We start from the raw sequence: 16,083 nt of genomic DNA on the forward strand, positions 1-16,083 counted from the left end.
ATCAAAGGTTCTTATTGCACCACAACGGATAATGTCGTGTGAGGCGCAAGCGTGACGGACTCGCTATAAGTGCCTTGCAAATTGGTGCGCGCCGCCGGAAGACTCGACAATCCGGCCAGTGTGGCGGGTGAAGACGCGGGCAGGTCGCGGGTGAAAGCGGAAGGGTCGATCGGGACGAGCGTTAATCCGCTATCCGTGCGCGAGGGGAACGCATAGCGCGTCATGTTGGCGCTTGCCGGAACCTGACCATCTGCCGTCGCGGTAAAGTATCTGAATTCCTGCGACACACTCGAACCCGCATGATATTGACTGATTACGTTGTTCAAGGCAGTCAATGTGTCCGTCGAACTCTTGTCGGTCAGAATGGATTTATAGAACGCCAGGCCCAGTTGACGATTAAGATAGCCGCCGAACGACCCGTTCATTGCATAGCTGTCGCAGGCATCCACGAAGGGCGTCCACGTGGTCAGGCTGCACGAATACGCGCCGTGACTGTTATAGCTCAAGAGCGATTTGAAGCGGTCGTCGCGTATTGGCGCATATGAGGAATCCAGACTCGTGCTCAGCCAGTCTTCCATCATCATCGACATCATTTCTTCAAGCCACGTATCGAAAACGTAGTCCGAGCCCAGCAGCATGGCGCGGCGATAGAAGCTCTGCATGTGTTGGCTCTCGTGCGCCATCACGGTTTTCATCACGGTCATGCCGAGCGTGCCGCCAAGATATAAGGTCTCCGAATCGAGATAAATGGACAAGTCCTGATTGCTGTGCGCGGTCGCGCCGCTGCCCTGATTGACAAAGTTGTTCAGCGAATAGAAATAGCCGAGCTCGCCGAAAGCCTTGCCGTCGGGCGTGAGGTTCGCAATGACGACATCGACAGGCTGACCCGTACCGGAAATCACACCCGTATGATTTGTCGCGCCCCAGAACGGTCCACCGATGCTCTTGACGAGATCGTAGACGCCGCCGGCGCTTGCGTACGTCTGCAAGAGTTGTTGGGCCATGCTCTGCGTGACTTTCGAGGCGCCGTATTCGGAGGTCTCGACCCAGAGATTGATGATCGTGCCGTCCGACGCCTGCTGAGTGCCTTCGAGCGTCATCACGCGGCTGGAGTCATCGCCGATCCAGAACGTGCGCGTGGTCGCGCCGACGACGTTCGCCGGTGTCGCGGCCTTCGAAGTCGAAGAAGGGAGCAAGCTCGCGGCAGTGGGAAGAAGCGGCGCGGGGTTCGTTAAAGCGGTCCAGCCGGTTCGGTTGAATTCATGAATGGCCTTGACCCTTGCCGATTCGAACGACAGCGGAAAAGCCGAAGTCAAGGCGGTGAGCGAAGCGGGCGACACCGCGCTTTTGCTGACCGACGCCGCGAGGTTTTCATTCGTCGCGATGGCGGATATCGGTTGCGCGGCGCCTTCATTGGTAAAAACGAGCGACGCGCTTCGGCCAGCGACATTGCCAAGGCTGACATTGACCACGCTGCTCTGATCGCTTGCATTGATCGCCTGCCAGAGGCCCACACCGCTTCCGGAATAACTGGAATCATCGGTCGCCGCGCAGTTATCGCATGCCGCGTGAAGTTTCCCGTCGCTCGTCGGTGTGACGGTCGTGGGTGTCGTGGTGCCGGAAGCCGTGCTTGCACCGCTTGCGGTGACTGCTGTCTTACTGGTGTCCGCGCCGGGCGTGCCGCTACCTCCGCCACCGCACGCGCTGAGTGCTGAAATCAGTGTAATTGCCGCGGCCGCTGCGAATACGGCTTTCCCGTGATGCCCCGTCATACCGCCTCTCATGAATTTTTTGGTTATCGCGCTGGTTTTAGACAGCGCTCGATGTCTAAGAAGTTACGGCCCATTCGGTAAAAACTTGAGAAAACTAGAGGGATATAGCAGTTACGTCTATACCTTTAGGAAAGCCTTACCGATTATCACGAGAATTGAGTTGTGTAAGCCGCGTCCTACAGTTATCGCGGAATCGACAAGAATGCTTTGTCATCGCGATTCTTAAAGTTAAGCGTGCACTTACCTATACTGAATTCACTGAAACGCAAACAGGGCTGTTTGCGGAAAACAAAGATTCGGAGGAAGTGTCATGAAACTCGCAACCGTTATCGTCGCCGCTGCGCTCGCTATTCCCGCCGTCTCGTCCTTCGCTCAAAGCGAACCTTTGACGCGTGCCGAAGTGAAGGCGCAACTTGTTCAGGTCGAACGCGCTGGCTATAACCCCGGCATGGACCGCACGACCTATCCGGCTGAAATTCAAGCAGCGGACGCCAAGATCGCCGCGCAGAACAATCAGAATAGTTATGGCGGCGTGACCGATGGTGCCTCTGCTTCGGGCAGCTACCGCGCCCCGGCTCATACCGGAAATAACGTGGCGCCCGTTTATTTCGGCCATTGAACAAGAACGAGGCAATACATGGAGAACGCTTAGGTTCCCCACACTAAACGCTAAAGACTAAAGACTAAAGACTGGCCGCCGTCGTGATCGACGGACGGCCAGTGTGCTTTCGAACCTCCGCCACCGGCTCGCCGATGGCTTGCCCAGCGCCTGTGTCTGGGCTTTTTTCTTTCACGACAATCAGCTATCCAAATCCACGGTGTTACGAAAAAGTCGTTCCAAGGATGCCGTCGAGACGTGGCGGAGTCCGTGGGCATGGTGCTCGAAATGCTCGGTCACGACGTAACCGTCGCGCACGATGCGCAACGCGCCATCGAACGTGCGAAGAAAGAAACGTTCGACAGTTGCATTAAAGATATAGGATTGCCGGGCACACGAGATATGGTCGGAAGGAGGACAAATGATTGTCGTCCGAGGCGGCCTTCACGCATCATCTCGTCAAGCCGGCGGCGATCGCCGATCTCGAACGCGTGCTCGCGGACTCAGCGCTTCACTGGATTAATTCAGGCGTCAGTCCTGACGTCTTCCATGAATCGGCAAGCGCGCGGTGAAGCGTGTGCCTTCGATCAGCGACGAGGTGACCGTCAGGTCGCCCTCATGAGCGGACACGATCTGCTTGCAAATAAACAAGCCCAGTCCCAACCCACCGCCCGGCGCGCTCGTGGCGGGACGCCAATACGGCTGGAAGACTTTCTTTAGCGTGTCCGGGCCCATCACGTCGCCGCCATTGCGAACGGTCAGCGAGAACGAGCCGTCATCGGCCGATGCTTCCACGCAGACTGGAAACTCACTCGAACCATGTGTGATGGCATTGCCGAGTAAATTCGACAGCAGTTGTTGCACGCGCGCGCGATCGCAATGGACCGTGCCGATAGTGCCGATCCCATCTTCAATCAGCCGGTTGGGATGCGCAAGCCGCAATTCGTCGATGACATTGCGCAGCGCGACCGACATGTCCGTCTCAGGCGCGATATTCACGCCGATCCCGGAACCCATGCGGCCACGGGCGAAGTCCATCACGTCGTCGATCAGTGCGGACATTCGTCTGGATGACGAACGAAGTCTCAGACCGAGCCGTTCCGTGTTCGGCGATTCAGCCTTGAGGACAAGCACCTCGGCGATGGCACTGACAGCCGAAAGCGGATTGCGCAAATCATGCCCGAGCACCGCGATGAATTGCTCCCGGAGTTCCGAAGTCTCGCGTGCTTTCGAAAGCGCGAATTCCGATGCGCTGCGTTGCTCCTCATATTCGAGCTGAAGGGCAATGAGCTGCGCGTATGCCTCGAACATGCTGATGGTTCGCGGATCTTTAAGCGAGCGGGGCTGAGCGTCGATTGCACAGAGATTGCCGAAGTACCGGCCGTCGGAAAGGACGATCGGCACGGAGATATAACTTTGAAGTGAATAGATCCTGGACGTGTGATGTCCGCGATACTGCGGGTCTTCATCGAAATGATCGATGACGATAGCTTCCCGCGCCGCGCGAGACTCGAAACACAAGGTTGTTCTCAGGTCCAGTTCCGCACCCGCCGTCAATCCGAAATGGACATTGTCCTGTACGGCGCACGCCATCCATGTGTGATCGGTCACGCGTGCGACGGCGGCATAACCCATTGCCGTTTTCTCGCAAATGACCCTCAGAATGCTGGGAACCGCCTCGATTCTGGACACGGCTTCGATGTCTCGTCGCAGCGCGGCCGGTGAATCGTCTGTCAAATCGCTCATGATGAAGGTCGAATAAATGACGTTTTCTTATTATCCTCCATCAGTATTACCAGAGGTCGTGCAAGGACGCTGTGCCCTTTATTTTCGGGCACTTCGCTTGTTCTGCTGATGCACTTGCATGCCGGGTTCGACCGGCGTGAAAGGTGCCTGAAACCGGCTGACTAGAAAGTCGATAAAGGCGCGTGCGCGGGCTGTTTGATTCTTTTGACGCGGATAGTAGACGAACAGGTCGGCGGAAGGAAGCACCGTGTTCGGCAATACCAGTCTGAGCCGCCCGCTTTGAACATACTTGGCCAAATCCCATTCCGACCGAATGAGTATGCCGTGCCCGTCGAGGGCCCAGCGCAGCACGATATCGCCGTCGTTGCTCGATAACGCGCCCTTGACCTTGATCGCCTCGATATGATCGTTGACGATGTAGCGCCACACGCCGTATGTATCGTCGTTTTGCCGATGAATAATGCACCGGTGTCCGGCGAGATCCTCCACGCGCTCGGGTGCGCCGTGCTTTTCAAGGTATTTCGGCGATGCACACAGAAACCGCCTGTTGCTCATGATGCGCCGCGCGCTCAGACGGCTATCGGGAAGCTCCCCGAAACGGATTGCCATGTCGAAAGCGCCTTCTATTAAATCGACAGGCCGGTCCGTGACTTCGAACTGAACCTCGACGCCGGGAAATCGCCTCGCGAACTCCGACACCAGCGGCGCCAGTGTCGTCCGGCCAAAGCCAAGCGTTGCGTTGATGCGCAAAAGCCCTGACGGATCGCGCCTTGCGCCGGTAATGGCTTCTTCCATCTCACGGACTTGCCCCACGATCTGCGATGCGTATTGCAGGTAGGTCTCGCCCTCCGGCGTCAGACTCACGCTTCGCGTGGTGCGATTCACCAGACGCGCGCCGAGCCTCTGCTCGATCACGCCTAGCCGCTTTGTTGCGGCCGGCGGGGAGAGATCCAGCGCTCGTGCGGCAGCGGACAAACTCCTGAATTTCGCAAGCAGGATAAAGAACTCGAAATCGCTCGCGGTCTGCGTTTCGGTATTCACCGGATGTGAAGAATGAAATGAATGAAAGTGCAGTTTAGCAGCGGCTCAGGCGGTTAAGCTAAGGCTCATTCAGAAAAGCCCGGAGGCAATGACATGAGAATCGTTGAAATTCGCGAGAAGACCGTTCCGATCAGTTCTCCAATCCGCAACGCCTATATCGACTTCAGCAAGATGACACTGAGCCTGGTTGCCGTGATAACCGACGTCATTCGTGATGGCAAACCAGTGGTTGGATACGGCTTCAATTCGAATGGCCGGTATGGTCAAGGCAAGCTGATGCGTGAACGGTTCATCCCGCGCATTCTCGAAGCCGATCCTGCCTCGCTCGTGAACGACGCAGGCGACAATTTAGATCCCCATAAGATTTGGGCGGCCATGTTCACCAATGAGAAGCCCGGCGGTCATGGTGAACGTTCCGTCGCCATCGGCACCATCGACATGGCGATCTGGGATGCGGTCGCCAAGATAGAGGGCAAGCCGCTATTTCAATTACTTGCAGACCGCTACGGTAATGGTCAACCGAATCGAAAAATCTTCGTGTATGCGGCGGGCGGCTATTACTACCCCGGGCAAGATCATGAAAAGCTCAAGGATGAAATGCGCAGCTACATCGACCGTGGCTATACGGTCGTGAAGAAGAAGATCGGCGGCGCATCGCTCGATGAAGACCTGCGTCGTATCGACTCGATTCTTAGCGTGCTGCAGGACGGTCAAAAACTCGCGGTGGATGCGAATGGCCGTTTCGATCTCGATACCGCCATTCAGTACGCGAAGGCACTGTCGCAATACGATCTGTTTTGGTACGAAGAACCGGGCGATCCGCTCGACTTCGAATTGCAGGCCACGCTGCGCAATTACTACGACAATCCCATGGCCACGGGAGAAGACCTGTTCTCGATGCAGGACGCGCGCAATCTGATTCGCTACGGTGGCATGCGTGCCGACCGTGACTGGTTGCAATTCGATTGCGCATTGAGTTATGGACTCGTCGAATATCTGCGCACGCTCGACATGCTGCACGAACACGGCTGGTCTGCAAGCCGGTGTATTCCACACGGCGGCCATCAGATGTCGCTCAACATTGCGGCTGGCCTTGGCCTGGGCGGCAACGAATCCTATCCGGACTTGTTTCAGCCTTACGGCGGTTTTCCCGATGGCGTCAAGGTCGAAAACGGATTCATCAGCATGCCTGACTTGCCGGGCATTGGCTTCGAGGGAAAGGCCGATCTGTTCGCGGAGATGAAGAAGCTCTCCGCTTCAACATGAAGTTGCTATGGGCGTGGCGTCAGACTTAGTCGCTCGCGCCCACATACCGCCATTTCGCGGCGTTGACGTTGATTCGTGCATCGTCCTTGAGGCGCTTTTCCGCGCGGTCGAGATCGGCCTGACGCAAGGATTCGACACGGGCTTTCTGAGTGGACGTCAGGTCGGGCTTTCTGGTTTGCGTGGCCGGATAGGTCGAGGTCGCGTTGCGCGTCAGCATGCTGGAACCCTTTGAAGAGGAGCTCGCACCTGTGTGCAGGGAAAGCGCTTAGGGCGAGCCAAGCGAGCGTGCGCCGAATGTCGCAACAAAGCAAGGATTATCGTCAACGCGCGATTAATCGAGGCGTGGAAATAGATCGCGACAACGCTTGAGAATGCGTCCAAAATGCTGCTAAGAGCGACCCGTCCGTGGTTGCCACACAGGTATAAAAAGGGGTAAAGAAATGGCTAAAGGTCAAGTGCGGAGCAACCGCGAGGCGAAAAAGCCCAAACAACCGAAGAAAGTCGCTTCTCCGGCCGCCGATTCTTTTAAGGTCCCCCAGCCCAAGGCTTCGGCCGCAAGCAATGGCGCCAAGAAAAAATAGCGCTTGATGCAGACTTTAAGCCGCCGTTCCTTTTGTGTTGATCACATGATGGACGAATTCGAGCTTGCGCACCGCTGCCGGCGCAAGCGTGAACGGGTACGGGTCGGGCATGCCAAGGCTTCGGTTCAGGCTGTTCATCGCATAGGTGAGCGGCCACCATTGCTTGATGAGCGCATCGAAATGGGGTGAGCGCGGATCGGCGTTCTTCGATAATTTCGGCTCACTCAGAATGTCGGCTTCGATACTGATTCCGCACGCCTGCGCGGTGCCGACCGTGTCCACCATGTGCAGATAGTGCGCCCATGTCTCGGCCCAATCTTCCCAAGGGTGCATCGTGGCATAAGCGCTGACGTGCGTTTCTTCCCAATCCGCCGGCGCACCTTCACGGTAATGCAGTTCCAGCGCTTCGCGGTAGCTCTTGCGTTCATCGCCGAACAATGTCCGGAACGTGCGCATGTGCGGGGTGCCTTCCACGAGCCGGTCGAAATAGTAATGGCCTATTTCGTGCCGGAAATGCCCGAGCAAAGTCCGGTAGGGCTCGCCCAATGCAATGCGTACGCGCTCCCGGCGCATGTCGTCCGCCTCCGCGAGATTGAGCGTGATAAGGCCGTTGTCATGACCGGTCGTCACCTTCGAATCACGGCGATTCTCGCGAAACTCGAATTGCAAACCGCCTTTGGGATTTTCTTCTCTCGTTTCTACCCGCAATCCTAAAGCCGCGAGCGTGTAGAGCAAACGGCGCTTGGCCGCTTCCATCCTCGCCCAATAATCCTTGCGTCTGGGCGCCCTGAGATTCGGGATGATGGCAGTCAGGCGGCATGACGGACATAAGCGGTTTTGAGAATCGGCCGGCAGCATCCAGTTGCATACCTTTTCGACGGCATAGTTATGGCATGGCTTATAGAGTCCACCGCCGGCCTTTGACTGCTCTTTCCAGCGACCTGCAGAGTCCTTTACAAAGGCGCTCATTTCGCTCTTTTCGGGAATGAAGCCGAGCAACACGCCGCATCGTTCGCATTTAACGTTTTCAAAAAAAATCAGATGTCCACAAGCGCTACAGTGGAAAGTTTTCATTATCAGCCTGTGTCAATCGGACGAGCCGTGCAAGTGCGAATACATTCAACTCGGTTCACAGATGACCTTGAAGCCGATCAGGTCAGCGTCTCCGAAGGTCATGCTGATCGGCACGTCCGCTGCATCGCGACCGCGCGCCATCAGCACGCGTCCGGTTCGCGGCGCATTGTTGCGAGGATCGAAGGTTTGCCAGGTGCCGCCGAGGTACGCTTCGAACCATGCGCAGAAGTCTTGATCTGCGTAGGGCGGCGGAAGGTTCACATCGCTGATATAACCCGTGCAATAACGGGCTGGAATGTTTAACGCGCGGCACAGCGTAATTGCCAGATGCGCGTAGTCGCGGCATACGCCGATACCTTCGCTATAAGCCTCGAACGCCGTTCGGGTCGGTCGCGCGAGTTTGTAGTCGAACTTGATATGCGCATGTACGAAATCGCAGATCGCCTGGACCCGCGCACGTCCGGGAACGATACCGCTGAACAGACGCCATGCCGTGTCCGATAGCAGATCCGTTTCGCAATAGCGGCTGCCCAGAAGAAATTGAAGCGAATCGACAGGCAAGGATTCGACCGGATGCTGCGTGCCATCGATCGGATAAGTTTCGAATGTGTCGGGTACGTCGAGCACGCCCTCGGTCGTCACGGTAAGCGGGCCAAGCGGCGGTGTCACGATGCGCGTGCAGAGGTTGCCGAATGCATCGTAATAGTGCGTGAATGACAAGGGCGGATCGAACGAAATCCGATCCGCTTCGAGCATGTTTTCAGCCATCGAGGGATGCGTGTTCATCATCAGCACAGCGGGCGTTGCCTGGACACAAGAGTAGGTCAACTGGAAGCCAACGCGAAGTTTCATGGGATTAATGCTCCTGCTGCCTGATCGAAAAAAGTGTTGATACGGTAAATAGGCGAGCGACAGCGACGGTGTCAGCGCTATCGCACATATTTATTCCTCGGAAGGATTGGCAAGCGCTGACAGCCCATGCCTCACTCGGCCTGCATTATGGAGGCAAGGGCGGGCGCTTCGAGTCGAGACGAATTGGTCATGCAGGCCGCAACGCGCAAGGCAGAGGACGCAACGGATGTACCCAAGTTGGACAAGCGTAGCCGCGTGGGCCTCATCAGCAAGCTTAGAACGCGGAATAGCGCGCAAATAAGCGGTATCTGCTTCGTTGCGACGTGCAGCGGGAAGAAAGACCTTGTGCTCAGCCCGTTGCCGTTTTTAGGCACGGCACGTGCAACGCTGCAAATGACACTCGATGGAGAACGGGCCTTTCGCACCGTGACGATGCTCCCGGGCGCCATTTTGTTCGAGGCCGACATGCTATTTCTATTTATCGAGGACGACGTCGATTCGGCGGAGGCATTCGCCGCGCTCGCCGCGTCGCTCGGTCATCAATCTCATCTCGCGCATGATGGCGGCGCCGCACTGCGCATGGCGGCGTCGACGGCCTACGATGCTATTTTCATGGACATCGGATTGCCCGACATCGATGGTCTTACGCTGTGTAAGTACATTCGGTCAGCCGGAAACTCGACGCACGCCTGTATCGTGGCCGTCACGGGCAGGGTGGATCTCGAAGAAGCCGAGATTTCGGAATTCGATGGCTATGTCACCAAGCCGATGACCGAGTCCGGTTTGACCCGGATCATTCAGGGATGCTGACATTGTTCAGAGCATGACGGCAGGAGGCCGGCACATGGCGTGGCTACATTTCGTTTCATGGTTTTTCGGCGGCATGTCGCTCCTCAACGCAGTCCCGCACCTTGTGAGCGGCGTGCGAGGCGAACCTTTCCAGACTCCATTCGCCAAGCCGCCGGGCGAGGGCCTTTCGTCATCGACAATCAATGTGCTGTGGGGTCTTTTCAATCTGGTTCTGGCTTATGTGCTCGTCTTCTGCGTGGGAGATTTCGATCTGCGCAAGTCGGCCGACGCAATCGCGCTCGGCTTGGGCATGCTGGCGATCGGCGTGTTTTCGGCGAGACATTTCGGTCGATTTCACGGCGGTCGAATGAAAGAGTGAAAGACTTCGAAAGGACTTCCGCATACCACGCGTAAGCGTGAAAAACAGATTTCCTGCCCGACAGGCTTGATCCTGAGCCATCGCCCGACCGATACTTTACTCATCGATTTGAAACAAAGGTCCGCGCTAAGGATCGCATAAGAATTCCGCTGTACCATTTTTTGCGTGAAACCACTAAATGGACATGATGAAACCAGACGCCATGTCTGCAATTCGGGCGAATATCGTTCTGTTTGGACTGTCTGTCGTCGTGATCGCCTCGCTGTGCATGATGTATGCCGTCGTCGCGGGCGAGGGCGACTTGATCGGTCTGCGCAGTGTGAGGGTTTCGATACTCGTCGCCGCCGCCGTTCTTTCTGTTTTCGTGCGGCTCAAGGCGCGTCTCGCTTATGAACAGGCGATAAAGCAAGCGTACGTCGAATGGCGTCTCGAAGCGAACGATTCGAGCTCCGCCACAATCGATCACCGCGCGCAGCATGGCTGGCTGATTCAATTGCATATCGAAACACATCCGGCTTGCGCGCGGCGCACCGCTGCTTTTGCGCCATGATTCACCATGACCACGCGGACAGTCCGACGCAATTGGATTGTCCTTTCAGCCCGGCCTATCGCCGGGCTTTTTTTGATCGGCACGCTTGTGGGGAAATCAGGCCCGCTTTGAGCGGGCGTAGAATTGCCGCAGACGAACCTCTCTTGAACGGGGCAGCGGGCATGCGGGTACTCATTGTCGAAGACGAGCAAAAGGCGGGCGCTTATATCAAGAAGGGACTTGAAGAAGCGGGCTATTTCGTGGATGTCGTCGGCGATGGTGCAGAAGGCCTGATTCTCGCCAAAGAAGAAAATTACGATGTGATCGTGCTCGACGTCATGCTGCCTTCCATGGATGGCTGGTCTGTCATCAAGAACTTACGTGAATCCAAGTCCACGCCTGTGCTCTTTCTCACTGCGCGCGACGACGTTTCGGACCGCGTGCGCGGACTCGAACTCGGTGCCGACGACTACCTCGTGAAACCGTTTGCCTTTGTGGAATTACTGGCGCGGGTGCGTTCGCTTGCGCGGCGCGGGCCGCCAAGAGAAAGCGATCTCATTGTATTGGGCGATCTCGAGATAGACATCACGCGGCGCCGTGTAAAGCGCGCGGGCAAGCGCATCGAACTCACTCCGCGTGAATTTGCGTTGCTGCAATTGCTTGCAAGACGGCATGGCGAAGTAATGAGCCGCACGCAGATTGCATCCTATGTGTGGGACATGAATTTCGATAGCGATACGAATGTGGTCGAAGTCGCCATTCGAAGACTGCGCGCCAAGATAGACGACGATTTTCCGACGAAACTCATTCAAACCGTGCGCGGCGTCGGCTATGTCATTGCGCTGGATGAGCCCGAGTGATCCGGCCGCGCTCGCTGACCACCACGCTCGCCCTCGCTTTCGCGGCAACCACGCTCGCCGTGTTCGGGCTAGTCGGTAGCTTCGTTTATTTCGCGCTGGCGCAGCAGGTGAGGGTGCAGGATGACCTCGATATCGTGCTCGCTGCAAGGCATACGCGACGCCTCGCCAACGAACTGACTAACTACGCAGACGTGTTGCAGCACCGTGAACGGCTGGAGAGTCAGGTGCTCGGCAATGAAGCACTGTCGTTGCGCATTGCCGATGCAGCGGGAAAGACGCTCGTGCAGCATAACGTCGATGCAGCGAAGGCCGCGCTCAAGGTGCCTGTCGTCGTGCCCGCCGCCGGGCAGATCAACGAACGCTCCATCACGCCGCTGAGTGCCAGCGGCACGCCCATCCGCGCGCTCGCCGTCGATGCCCGGCTGCAGGACGGCAGCACCGCGACCATCGTCGTCATGCGCGACATGCACGACCGCTGGCTGTTGCTGGACCGGTATCGCGACAAGCTGCATGCGGCGGGTGTGCTGGGCGTTCTGCTGGCGTTCGGCATTGGTTATTTTCTCGTGCGCCGCGCCATGCGGCCCCTGCGCGAAATGGCGGCCAATGCCGCACGCGTCACGTCGGACAAGCTCGATACACGAATCGAAACGTCAAATATTCCTTCGGAGTTCGAACCGCTCGTCGCATCGCTGAACCGGATGTTGGAAGGTTTGGAAGGCAGCTTTCAGCGGCTCTCGCAGTTCACCGCCGATCTTGCTCACGACATGCGCACGCCGCTGTCCAACATGCGTGGTGCGATGGAAGTCGCACTGGCGCGTCCGCGTCCTGTCGACGAATATCAGGGGACGCTCGAATCCAGCCTGGAGGAATGCGACCGGCTCTCGCGCATGATCGAGAATGTGCTGTTCCTCGCGCGCGCCGAGCATCCCCAATTTGCGAAGAACATGAAGGTTATCGACGGAGGCAAGGAATTGACGCACATCGCCGAGTATTTCGAAGGCCTTGCTGAAGAAGCCGGCGTTCATATCGTCGTATGCGGGTCCGCGCCATTGACGGTCGATGTCGAACTCTTTCGGCGTGCAATCGGCAACCTGCTTGCCAACGCCATGCGGTTCACGCCGAAGATGGGCGTGATCACGCTATCGATACACGAGGCCGGGTTCATCGTCCGGGTATGCGTCGAGAACGAAGGTGCGCAGATCGATGCTGTTTTGATCGAGCGGATCTTCGACCGCTTCTATCGCGCCGATCCGTCGCGAGGTGCATCGGGCTCCGCGGGATCGTCAGGACTCGGACTGGCGATCGTCCGCACGATCATGGACCTGCACGGCGGACACGTTCATGCGGAAAGCGATGCACGCAGCACGCGCTTCGTGCTGACCTTCCCGAATCAGATATCAATTTTGTAATCCCACGGTCAGCATTCGGCCAACGCCTGGAATCCACAATTACTCCAACGTCAGCATTCATTGAAGCCGGCGTGAGGAGGGTAAATTGCATTCCGGCAATTCCCTCGTCTTCAAACTCAGCGAGGGAAGATTATGAAAACCATGACCTGTGCGGCGCTTGCAGCAACTGTTCTCCTGCCGCTTAGCGCATTCGCGCAATCCACCGCGGATCACGTGACGCGCGCGCAAGTGCGTAACGATCTCATTCAACTCGAAGCGGTCGGTTATCGGCCGAGCACGCATGACGCCGATTATCCCGGCGCGCTCATGGCCGCCGAAGCGAAAGTCGCGGCGCTTCACGATCAGAATCAATCCTACGGCGGCAATGATGGCGGTGCGCATCAAAGCGGCGTTTCCAAAGCCAATTGAACCGACTCAATCCATTTCCAAGGGAATATCAATCATGAAAAAGATCATCATGCTTCTTATCGCTTCTTTCGCAGTCGGTGTGGCGGGGCAGGCTTCCGCGCAAAGCACTCAATTGACGCGCGGCGAAGTCAAGCAACAACTTGTGCAGGCGGAATCGCAAGGCTTGGTGCCGTCGAATGGCGTGAATTATCCGCCCAACGCGCGCGCCATTGCGCGAAACAAGGCCGCTTTTCAAGCACGCGAGCAATCTCACGCTTCGCAAGCGAGCTATGGCGGTGTGACGGAAGAACACGCATCGAACTGATGCTCGCAAGACGCTGCCGCTCGCGCGACAGCGTCTTGCACATTATTGCGTCCGATGCTTCTTCCTCTTGCGATGCGGACGTGGCTGCGCTTGTTTGACCTTGGCCTGCGTCTGATTCTGCACGTTATCGCCCGCAGGCAAACGCGCGTTGTTCTCTTGAGCCGCATGCGCAATATCGATGCTCGCGATCAACCCGAGCGCCAAAAGAATTTTAATAAGCTTCATGAATGTCCCCAGATCAAAAGAGATGCCGGATAGCGACGCGGCCGACGAACTGATTGCGTGTTGAAGAAGGCGCGTCCGCACCCGTGATATAAGCCTGATCGAGTGGAGACGCCGAAGCATCTCCACCCGTGACGTGCTGAACCATGCCCTGTACATAGACATCGGTCCGAGTGGAAAGCGCGTAGTCGGCCATCAGCCCGAACTGATGCCACTTGGGCTTCGAGTTTCCGGCGTTGCTGTCGAACTTGCCGATCGTATAGTTGTACATGGCGCCGGCGTAAATAGCCTTGGTGAACTGGTATTTGAAATTCACTTCGAAGTTGTCGAATTTGAGTGAGTTCGCCGTGTTCGTGAAGTTGCCGACATAGACGGAACCCGTGGCATCGTTCAGGTCGGTGTGCGTATACACGAGGCCGAACGTCGCCGCTTCGGCGAAGGTGTAGTTCACGCCCGCGCCCCAGACACGTTGACGTCCCGCGAAGAAATCGGTGTCATCTGTCGAGAGCGATCCTCCCGCATTCGAACCGGGATGGTTGATCTGCATGTACGCCGCGGCGGCCGAGAGCGGGCCGCGAACATACTGAGCACCCAGACTGTATGAGCGATTGTCGGAAAAGCCGCCTGCCTGGTTACTGAACCCATAAAGGCCGCCGAAAGTGAAGCCGCCATAGGTGTTGCTCGTGTACTTCACGGTATTGTTGAGCCGGAATGAGTTGTCCGTGTTGTCGTTATCGAATGGATGCGAAAGAAGATAGCCCGCCCAGTTGCCGTTCGCAGTGAGCGGCGCAAGATAGTCGACCACCGAATCGTATTGACGCCCGAGCGTGAGCGTGCCGAGCGTGGCCGAACTCAGTCCGGCATAAGCTTGCCGGCCGAACATGCGGCCGCCCTGACCGAGCTTGCCGTTATTCACATCGAAACCGTTTTCCAGCTGGAAGATGGCTTTCATGCCGCCACCCAGATCTTCCGATCCTTTGAGACCCCAACGGCTTCCTTGAGCGAAGCCGCTTGCGAGCTGCTCGTTCGAGTGACCGCCGACATTGCTCGTATAGTCGAATCCTTCGTCCAGGACGCCGTAAAGCGTCACACTGCTTTGCGCATGAGAGGACAGTGGCAGGATGAGTGCGCCGAGGCTCGCCCCGGCCAGCAAGAGTTTTTTCATTGTGTAAGTCCGTTGATGAGTGGTTACGTCGTGTTGCGACAACGGACTTTAAAAGGCACAAAAACGCTATCGCCATGCAAAACTGTTTTGCCGACGTGTGTGGTGTCCAACCCACTCGCGGGCATGACGCGAATATTGTTCAGAGATCTTGTTTTCCAGCGTCGATGGGCATCGAGGGACACGTAGTGCGCCGGCTCACTGCGAAATCCACGAAGGCGCGCGCGGTCTGCGTGGCACGACGCTGCCCCGCGTAAAGCATCCAGACCGTGCGCTCGCCGCCTTCGATCTCGAAGTCGTCCAGCAAGGACACCAGCTTGCCCACCGCGAGTTCATCGCTGACAAGCAAGCGCGGCAACCGGGCGATACCCAGCCCCGCCATCGTGGCGCGCAGGATCGCGCCGATACTTTCCACGCTTAGAATCGGCACGAGCGTGATTCGATGCACCCCGTTGGTGTCAGTGAAGGTCCAGTAGCGCATCAACGATTCGGAGTCCAGTAGAATATCGTGATCGGCGAGATCGCGGGGCGCGGCTGGCGTTCCGCGTCGCTCGACATAAGCGGGCGATGCGAGGATCACATCGCGCGAATGTCCGAGCGTGCGGCACACCAGCGCCGAATCCTTGAGCTTGCGTTCGAACATCACGCACACTTCGAAGTCTTCGGGCATGATTTCCGAAGCGCTTTCGTACACGGTGAGATCGAACGAGACGAGCGGATGCATCGCGCGAAACTCGGTGAGCAGCTTGGGCAACTCCGTCGTGGCGAAGAACGCTGGCACGGCCAGCTTGAGACGGCCCGCCGCGCTTTGCGACTCCGCGCGCACCCGTTGCTCCATGCGCGCCAGTTGCGTGAGCACGTCCGCGCAGCCCTCGAAGTAGCTCTGGCCGACGGGCGTGAGCGAAACATGCCGCGTGGTGCGATTGATGAGCCGCAAGTTAAGATGATTTTCGAGCGCGGTGAGCCCGCGCGTCACCGCCGAGTTGGAGATGCCGAGTTGCCGCGCCGCGTCGGTGAAATTGAGGCATTCCGCGACCTTGGCGAAAATGCGCATGGAATCGAGCTGATTCATTTGGTTAGGATAGCTTCGT

The 16,083-nt window shown here is 57.3% G+C and carries 18 protein-coding genes; 9 read left to right on the forward strand and 9 right to left on the reverse strand.

The genetic code is table 11. The features are described 5' to 3' along the window. Positions 1 to 11: 11 nt before the first annotated feature. On the reverse strand, positions 12 to 1,784 hold the full coding sequence (locus ACZCWR_RS32305; RefSeq protein ID WP_487306754.1) for a M30 family zinc metallopeptidase: 1,773 nt from the start codon (positions 1,782 to 1,784) through the stop codon (positions 12 to 14). A gap of 298 nt (positions 1,785 to 2,082) precedes the next feature. On the opposite strand from ACZCWR_RS32305, the gene ACZCWR_RS32310 reads away from it, so the two are divergent. Next, positions 2,083 to 2,391 carry a DUF4148 domain-containing protein gene (locus tag ACZCWR_RS32310; RefSeq protein ID WP_487306755.1) on the forward strand — a complete coding sequence of 103 codons (309 nt, stop codon included), beginning with the start codon at positions 2,083 to 2,085 and terminating at the stop codon, positions 2,389 to 2,391. Between the two features lie 510 nt (positions 2,392 to 2,901). Here the strand turns inward: ACZCWR_RS32310 and ACZCWR_RS32315 are convergent. Next, positions 2,902 to 4,116, reverse strand: a complete 1,215-nt coding sequence (locus tag ACZCWR_RS32315; RefSeq protein WP_487306756.1) for a GAF domain-containing sensor histidine kinase — start codon at positions 4,114 to 4,116, stop codon at positions 2,902 to 2,904. A 78-nt stretch (positions 4,117 to 4,194) separates the two neighbouring features. After that, on the reverse strand, positions 4,195 to 5,157 hold the full coding sequence (locus ACZCWR_RS32320) for a LysR family transcriptional regulator (RefSeq protein WP_487306757.1): 963 nt from the start codon (positions 5,155 to 5,157) through the stop codon (positions 4,195 to 4,197). 93 nt (positions 5,158 to 5,250) lie between these two features. Here ACZCWR_RS32320 and ACZCWR_RS32325 point away from each other — a divergent pair, with 93 nt between their 5' ends. Next, complete coding sequence (locus ACZCWR_RS32325) at positions 5,251 to 6,423, forward strand: mandelate racemase/muconate lactonizing enzyme family protein (RefSeq protein WP_487306758.1); 1,173 nt, start codon at positions 5,251 to 5,253, stop codon at positions 6,421 to 6,423. Between the two features lie 25 nt (positions 6,424 to 6,448). Here ACZCWR_RS32325 and ACZCWR_RS32330 read toward each other — a convergent pair whose 3' ends face one another. The 3 genes from ACZCWR_RS32330 to ACZCWR_RS32340 form a co-directional block, all read right to left on the reverse strand. Continuing rightward, positions 6,449 to 6,640 (reverse strand): hypothetical protein, encoded by a 192-nt coding sequence (locus ACZCWR_RS32330; protein WP_487306759.1) that lies wholly within the window; start codon positions 6,638 to 6,640, stop codon positions 6,449 to 6,451. Between the two features lie 379 nt (positions 6,641 to 7,019). After that, complete coding sequence (locus ACZCWR_RS32335; protein ID WP_487306760.1) at positions 7,020 to 8,078, reverse strand: zinc-binding metallopeptidase family protein; 1,059 nt, start codon at positions 8,076 to 8,078, stop codon at positions 7,020 to 7,022. 45 nt (positions 8,079 to 8,123) lie between these two features. Then, positions 8,124 to 8,930, reverse strand: a complete 807-nt coding sequence (locus ACZCWR_RS32340; protein ID WP_487306761.1) for a transglutaminase-like domain-containing protein — start codon at positions 8,928 to 8,930, stop codon at positions 8,124 to 8,126. Between the two features lie 189 nt (positions 8,931 to 9,119). Between ACZCWR_RS32340 and ACZCWR_RS32345 the strand changes: the two genes are divergently transcribed. The 7 genes from ACZCWR_RS32345 to ACZCWR_RS32375 all read left to right on the forward strand — a co-directional run bounded on the left by ACZCWR_RS32345 (position 9,120) and on the right by ACZCWR_RS32375 (position 13,608). Continuing rightward, positions 9,120 to 9,740 carry a response regulator gene (locus ACZCWR_RS32345; protein WP_487306762.1) on the forward strand — a complete coding sequence of 207 codons (621 nt, stop codon included), beginning with the start codon at positions 9,120 to 9,122 and terminating at the stop codon, positions 9,738 to 9,740. Positions 9,741 to 9,774: 34 nt separating this feature from the next. Further along, positions 9,775 to 10,098 (forward strand): hypothetical protein, encoded by a 324-nt coding sequence (locus ACZCWR_RS32350; protein ID WP_487306763.1) that lies wholly within the window; start codon positions 9,775 to 9,777, stop codon positions 10,096 to 10,098. 202 nt (positions 10,099 to 10,300) lie between these two features. Then, the gene (locus ACZCWR_RS32355) at positions 10,301 to 10,648 is read left to right on the forward strand and encodes a hypothetical protein (RefSeq protein WP_487306764.1); all 348 of its coding nucleotides are present in this window, start codon (positions 10,301 to 10,303) and stop codon (positions 10,646 to 10,648) included. A gap of 161 nt (positions 10,649 to 10,809) precedes the next feature. Then, complete coding sequence (locus ACZCWR_RS32360; RefSeq protein ID WP_487306765.1) at positions 10,810 to 11,487, forward strand: heavy metal response regulator transcription factor; 678 nt, start codon at positions 10,810 to 10,812, stop codon at positions 11,485 to 11,487. Then, positions 11,487 to 12,896 carry a heavy metal sensor histidine kinase gene (locus ACZCWR_RS32365; RefSeq protein ID WP_487306804.1) on the forward strand — a complete coding sequence of 470 codons (1,410 nt, stop codon included), beginning with the start codon at positions 11,487 to 11,489 and terminating at the stop codon, positions 12,894 to 12,896. The genes ACZCWR_RS32360 and ACZCWR_RS32365 overlap by 1 nt, the downstream gene beginning before the upstream one ends. Positions 12,897 to 13,028: 132 nt before the next feature. Continuing rightward, positions 13,029 to 13,304, forward strand: coding sequence for a DUF4148 domain-containing protein (locus tag ACZCWR_RS32370; RefSeq protein ID WP_487306766.1), 276 nt, complete (start codon positions 13,029 to 13,031; stop codon positions 13,302 to 13,304). Then, positions 13,264 to 13,608, forward strand: coding sequence for a DUF4148 domain-containing protein (locus tag ACZCWR_RS32375; protein ID WP_487306767.1), 345 nt, complete (start codon positions 13,264 to 13,266; stop codon positions 13,606 to 13,608). The genes ACZCWR_RS32370 and ACZCWR_RS32375 overlap by 41 nt, the downstream gene beginning before the upstream one ends. 42 nt (positions 13,609 to 13,650) lie before the next feature. Here the strand turns inward: ACZCWR_RS32375 and ACZCWR_RS32380 are convergent, their stop codons facing one another. The 3 genes from ACZCWR_RS32380 to ACZCWR_RS32390 all read right to left on the reverse strand — a co-directional run bounded on the left by ACZCWR_RS32380 (position 13,651) and on the right by ACZCWR_RS32390 (position 16,064). Continuing rightward, positions 13,651 to 13,833 carry a hypothetical protein gene (locus tag ACZCWR_RS32380; RefSeq protein ID WP_487306768.1) on the reverse strand — a complete coding sequence of 61 codons (183 nt, stop codon included), beginning with the start codon at positions 13,831 to 13,833 and terminating at the stop codon, positions 13,651 to 13,653. Between the two features lie 13 nt (positions 13,834 to 13,846). Beyond that, the gene (locus ACZCWR_RS32385; protein ID WP_487306769.1) at positions 13,847 to 14,995 is read right to left on the reverse strand and encodes a porin; all 1,149 of its coding nucleotides are present in this window, start codon (positions 14,993 to 14,995) and stop codon (positions 13,847 to 13,849) included. A 139-nt stretch (positions 14,996 to 15,134) separates the two neighbouring features. Beyond that, on the reverse strand, positions 15,135 to 16,064 hold the full coding sequence (locus tag ACZCWR_RS32390) for a LysR family transcriptional regulator (RefSeq protein ID WP_487306770.1): 930 nt from the start codon (positions 16,062 to 16,064) through the stop codon (positions 15,135 to 15,137). Positions 16,065 to 16,083 lie beyond the last annotated feature (19 nt).

The organism is Caballeronia sp. A2-2, assembly GCF_057612605.2.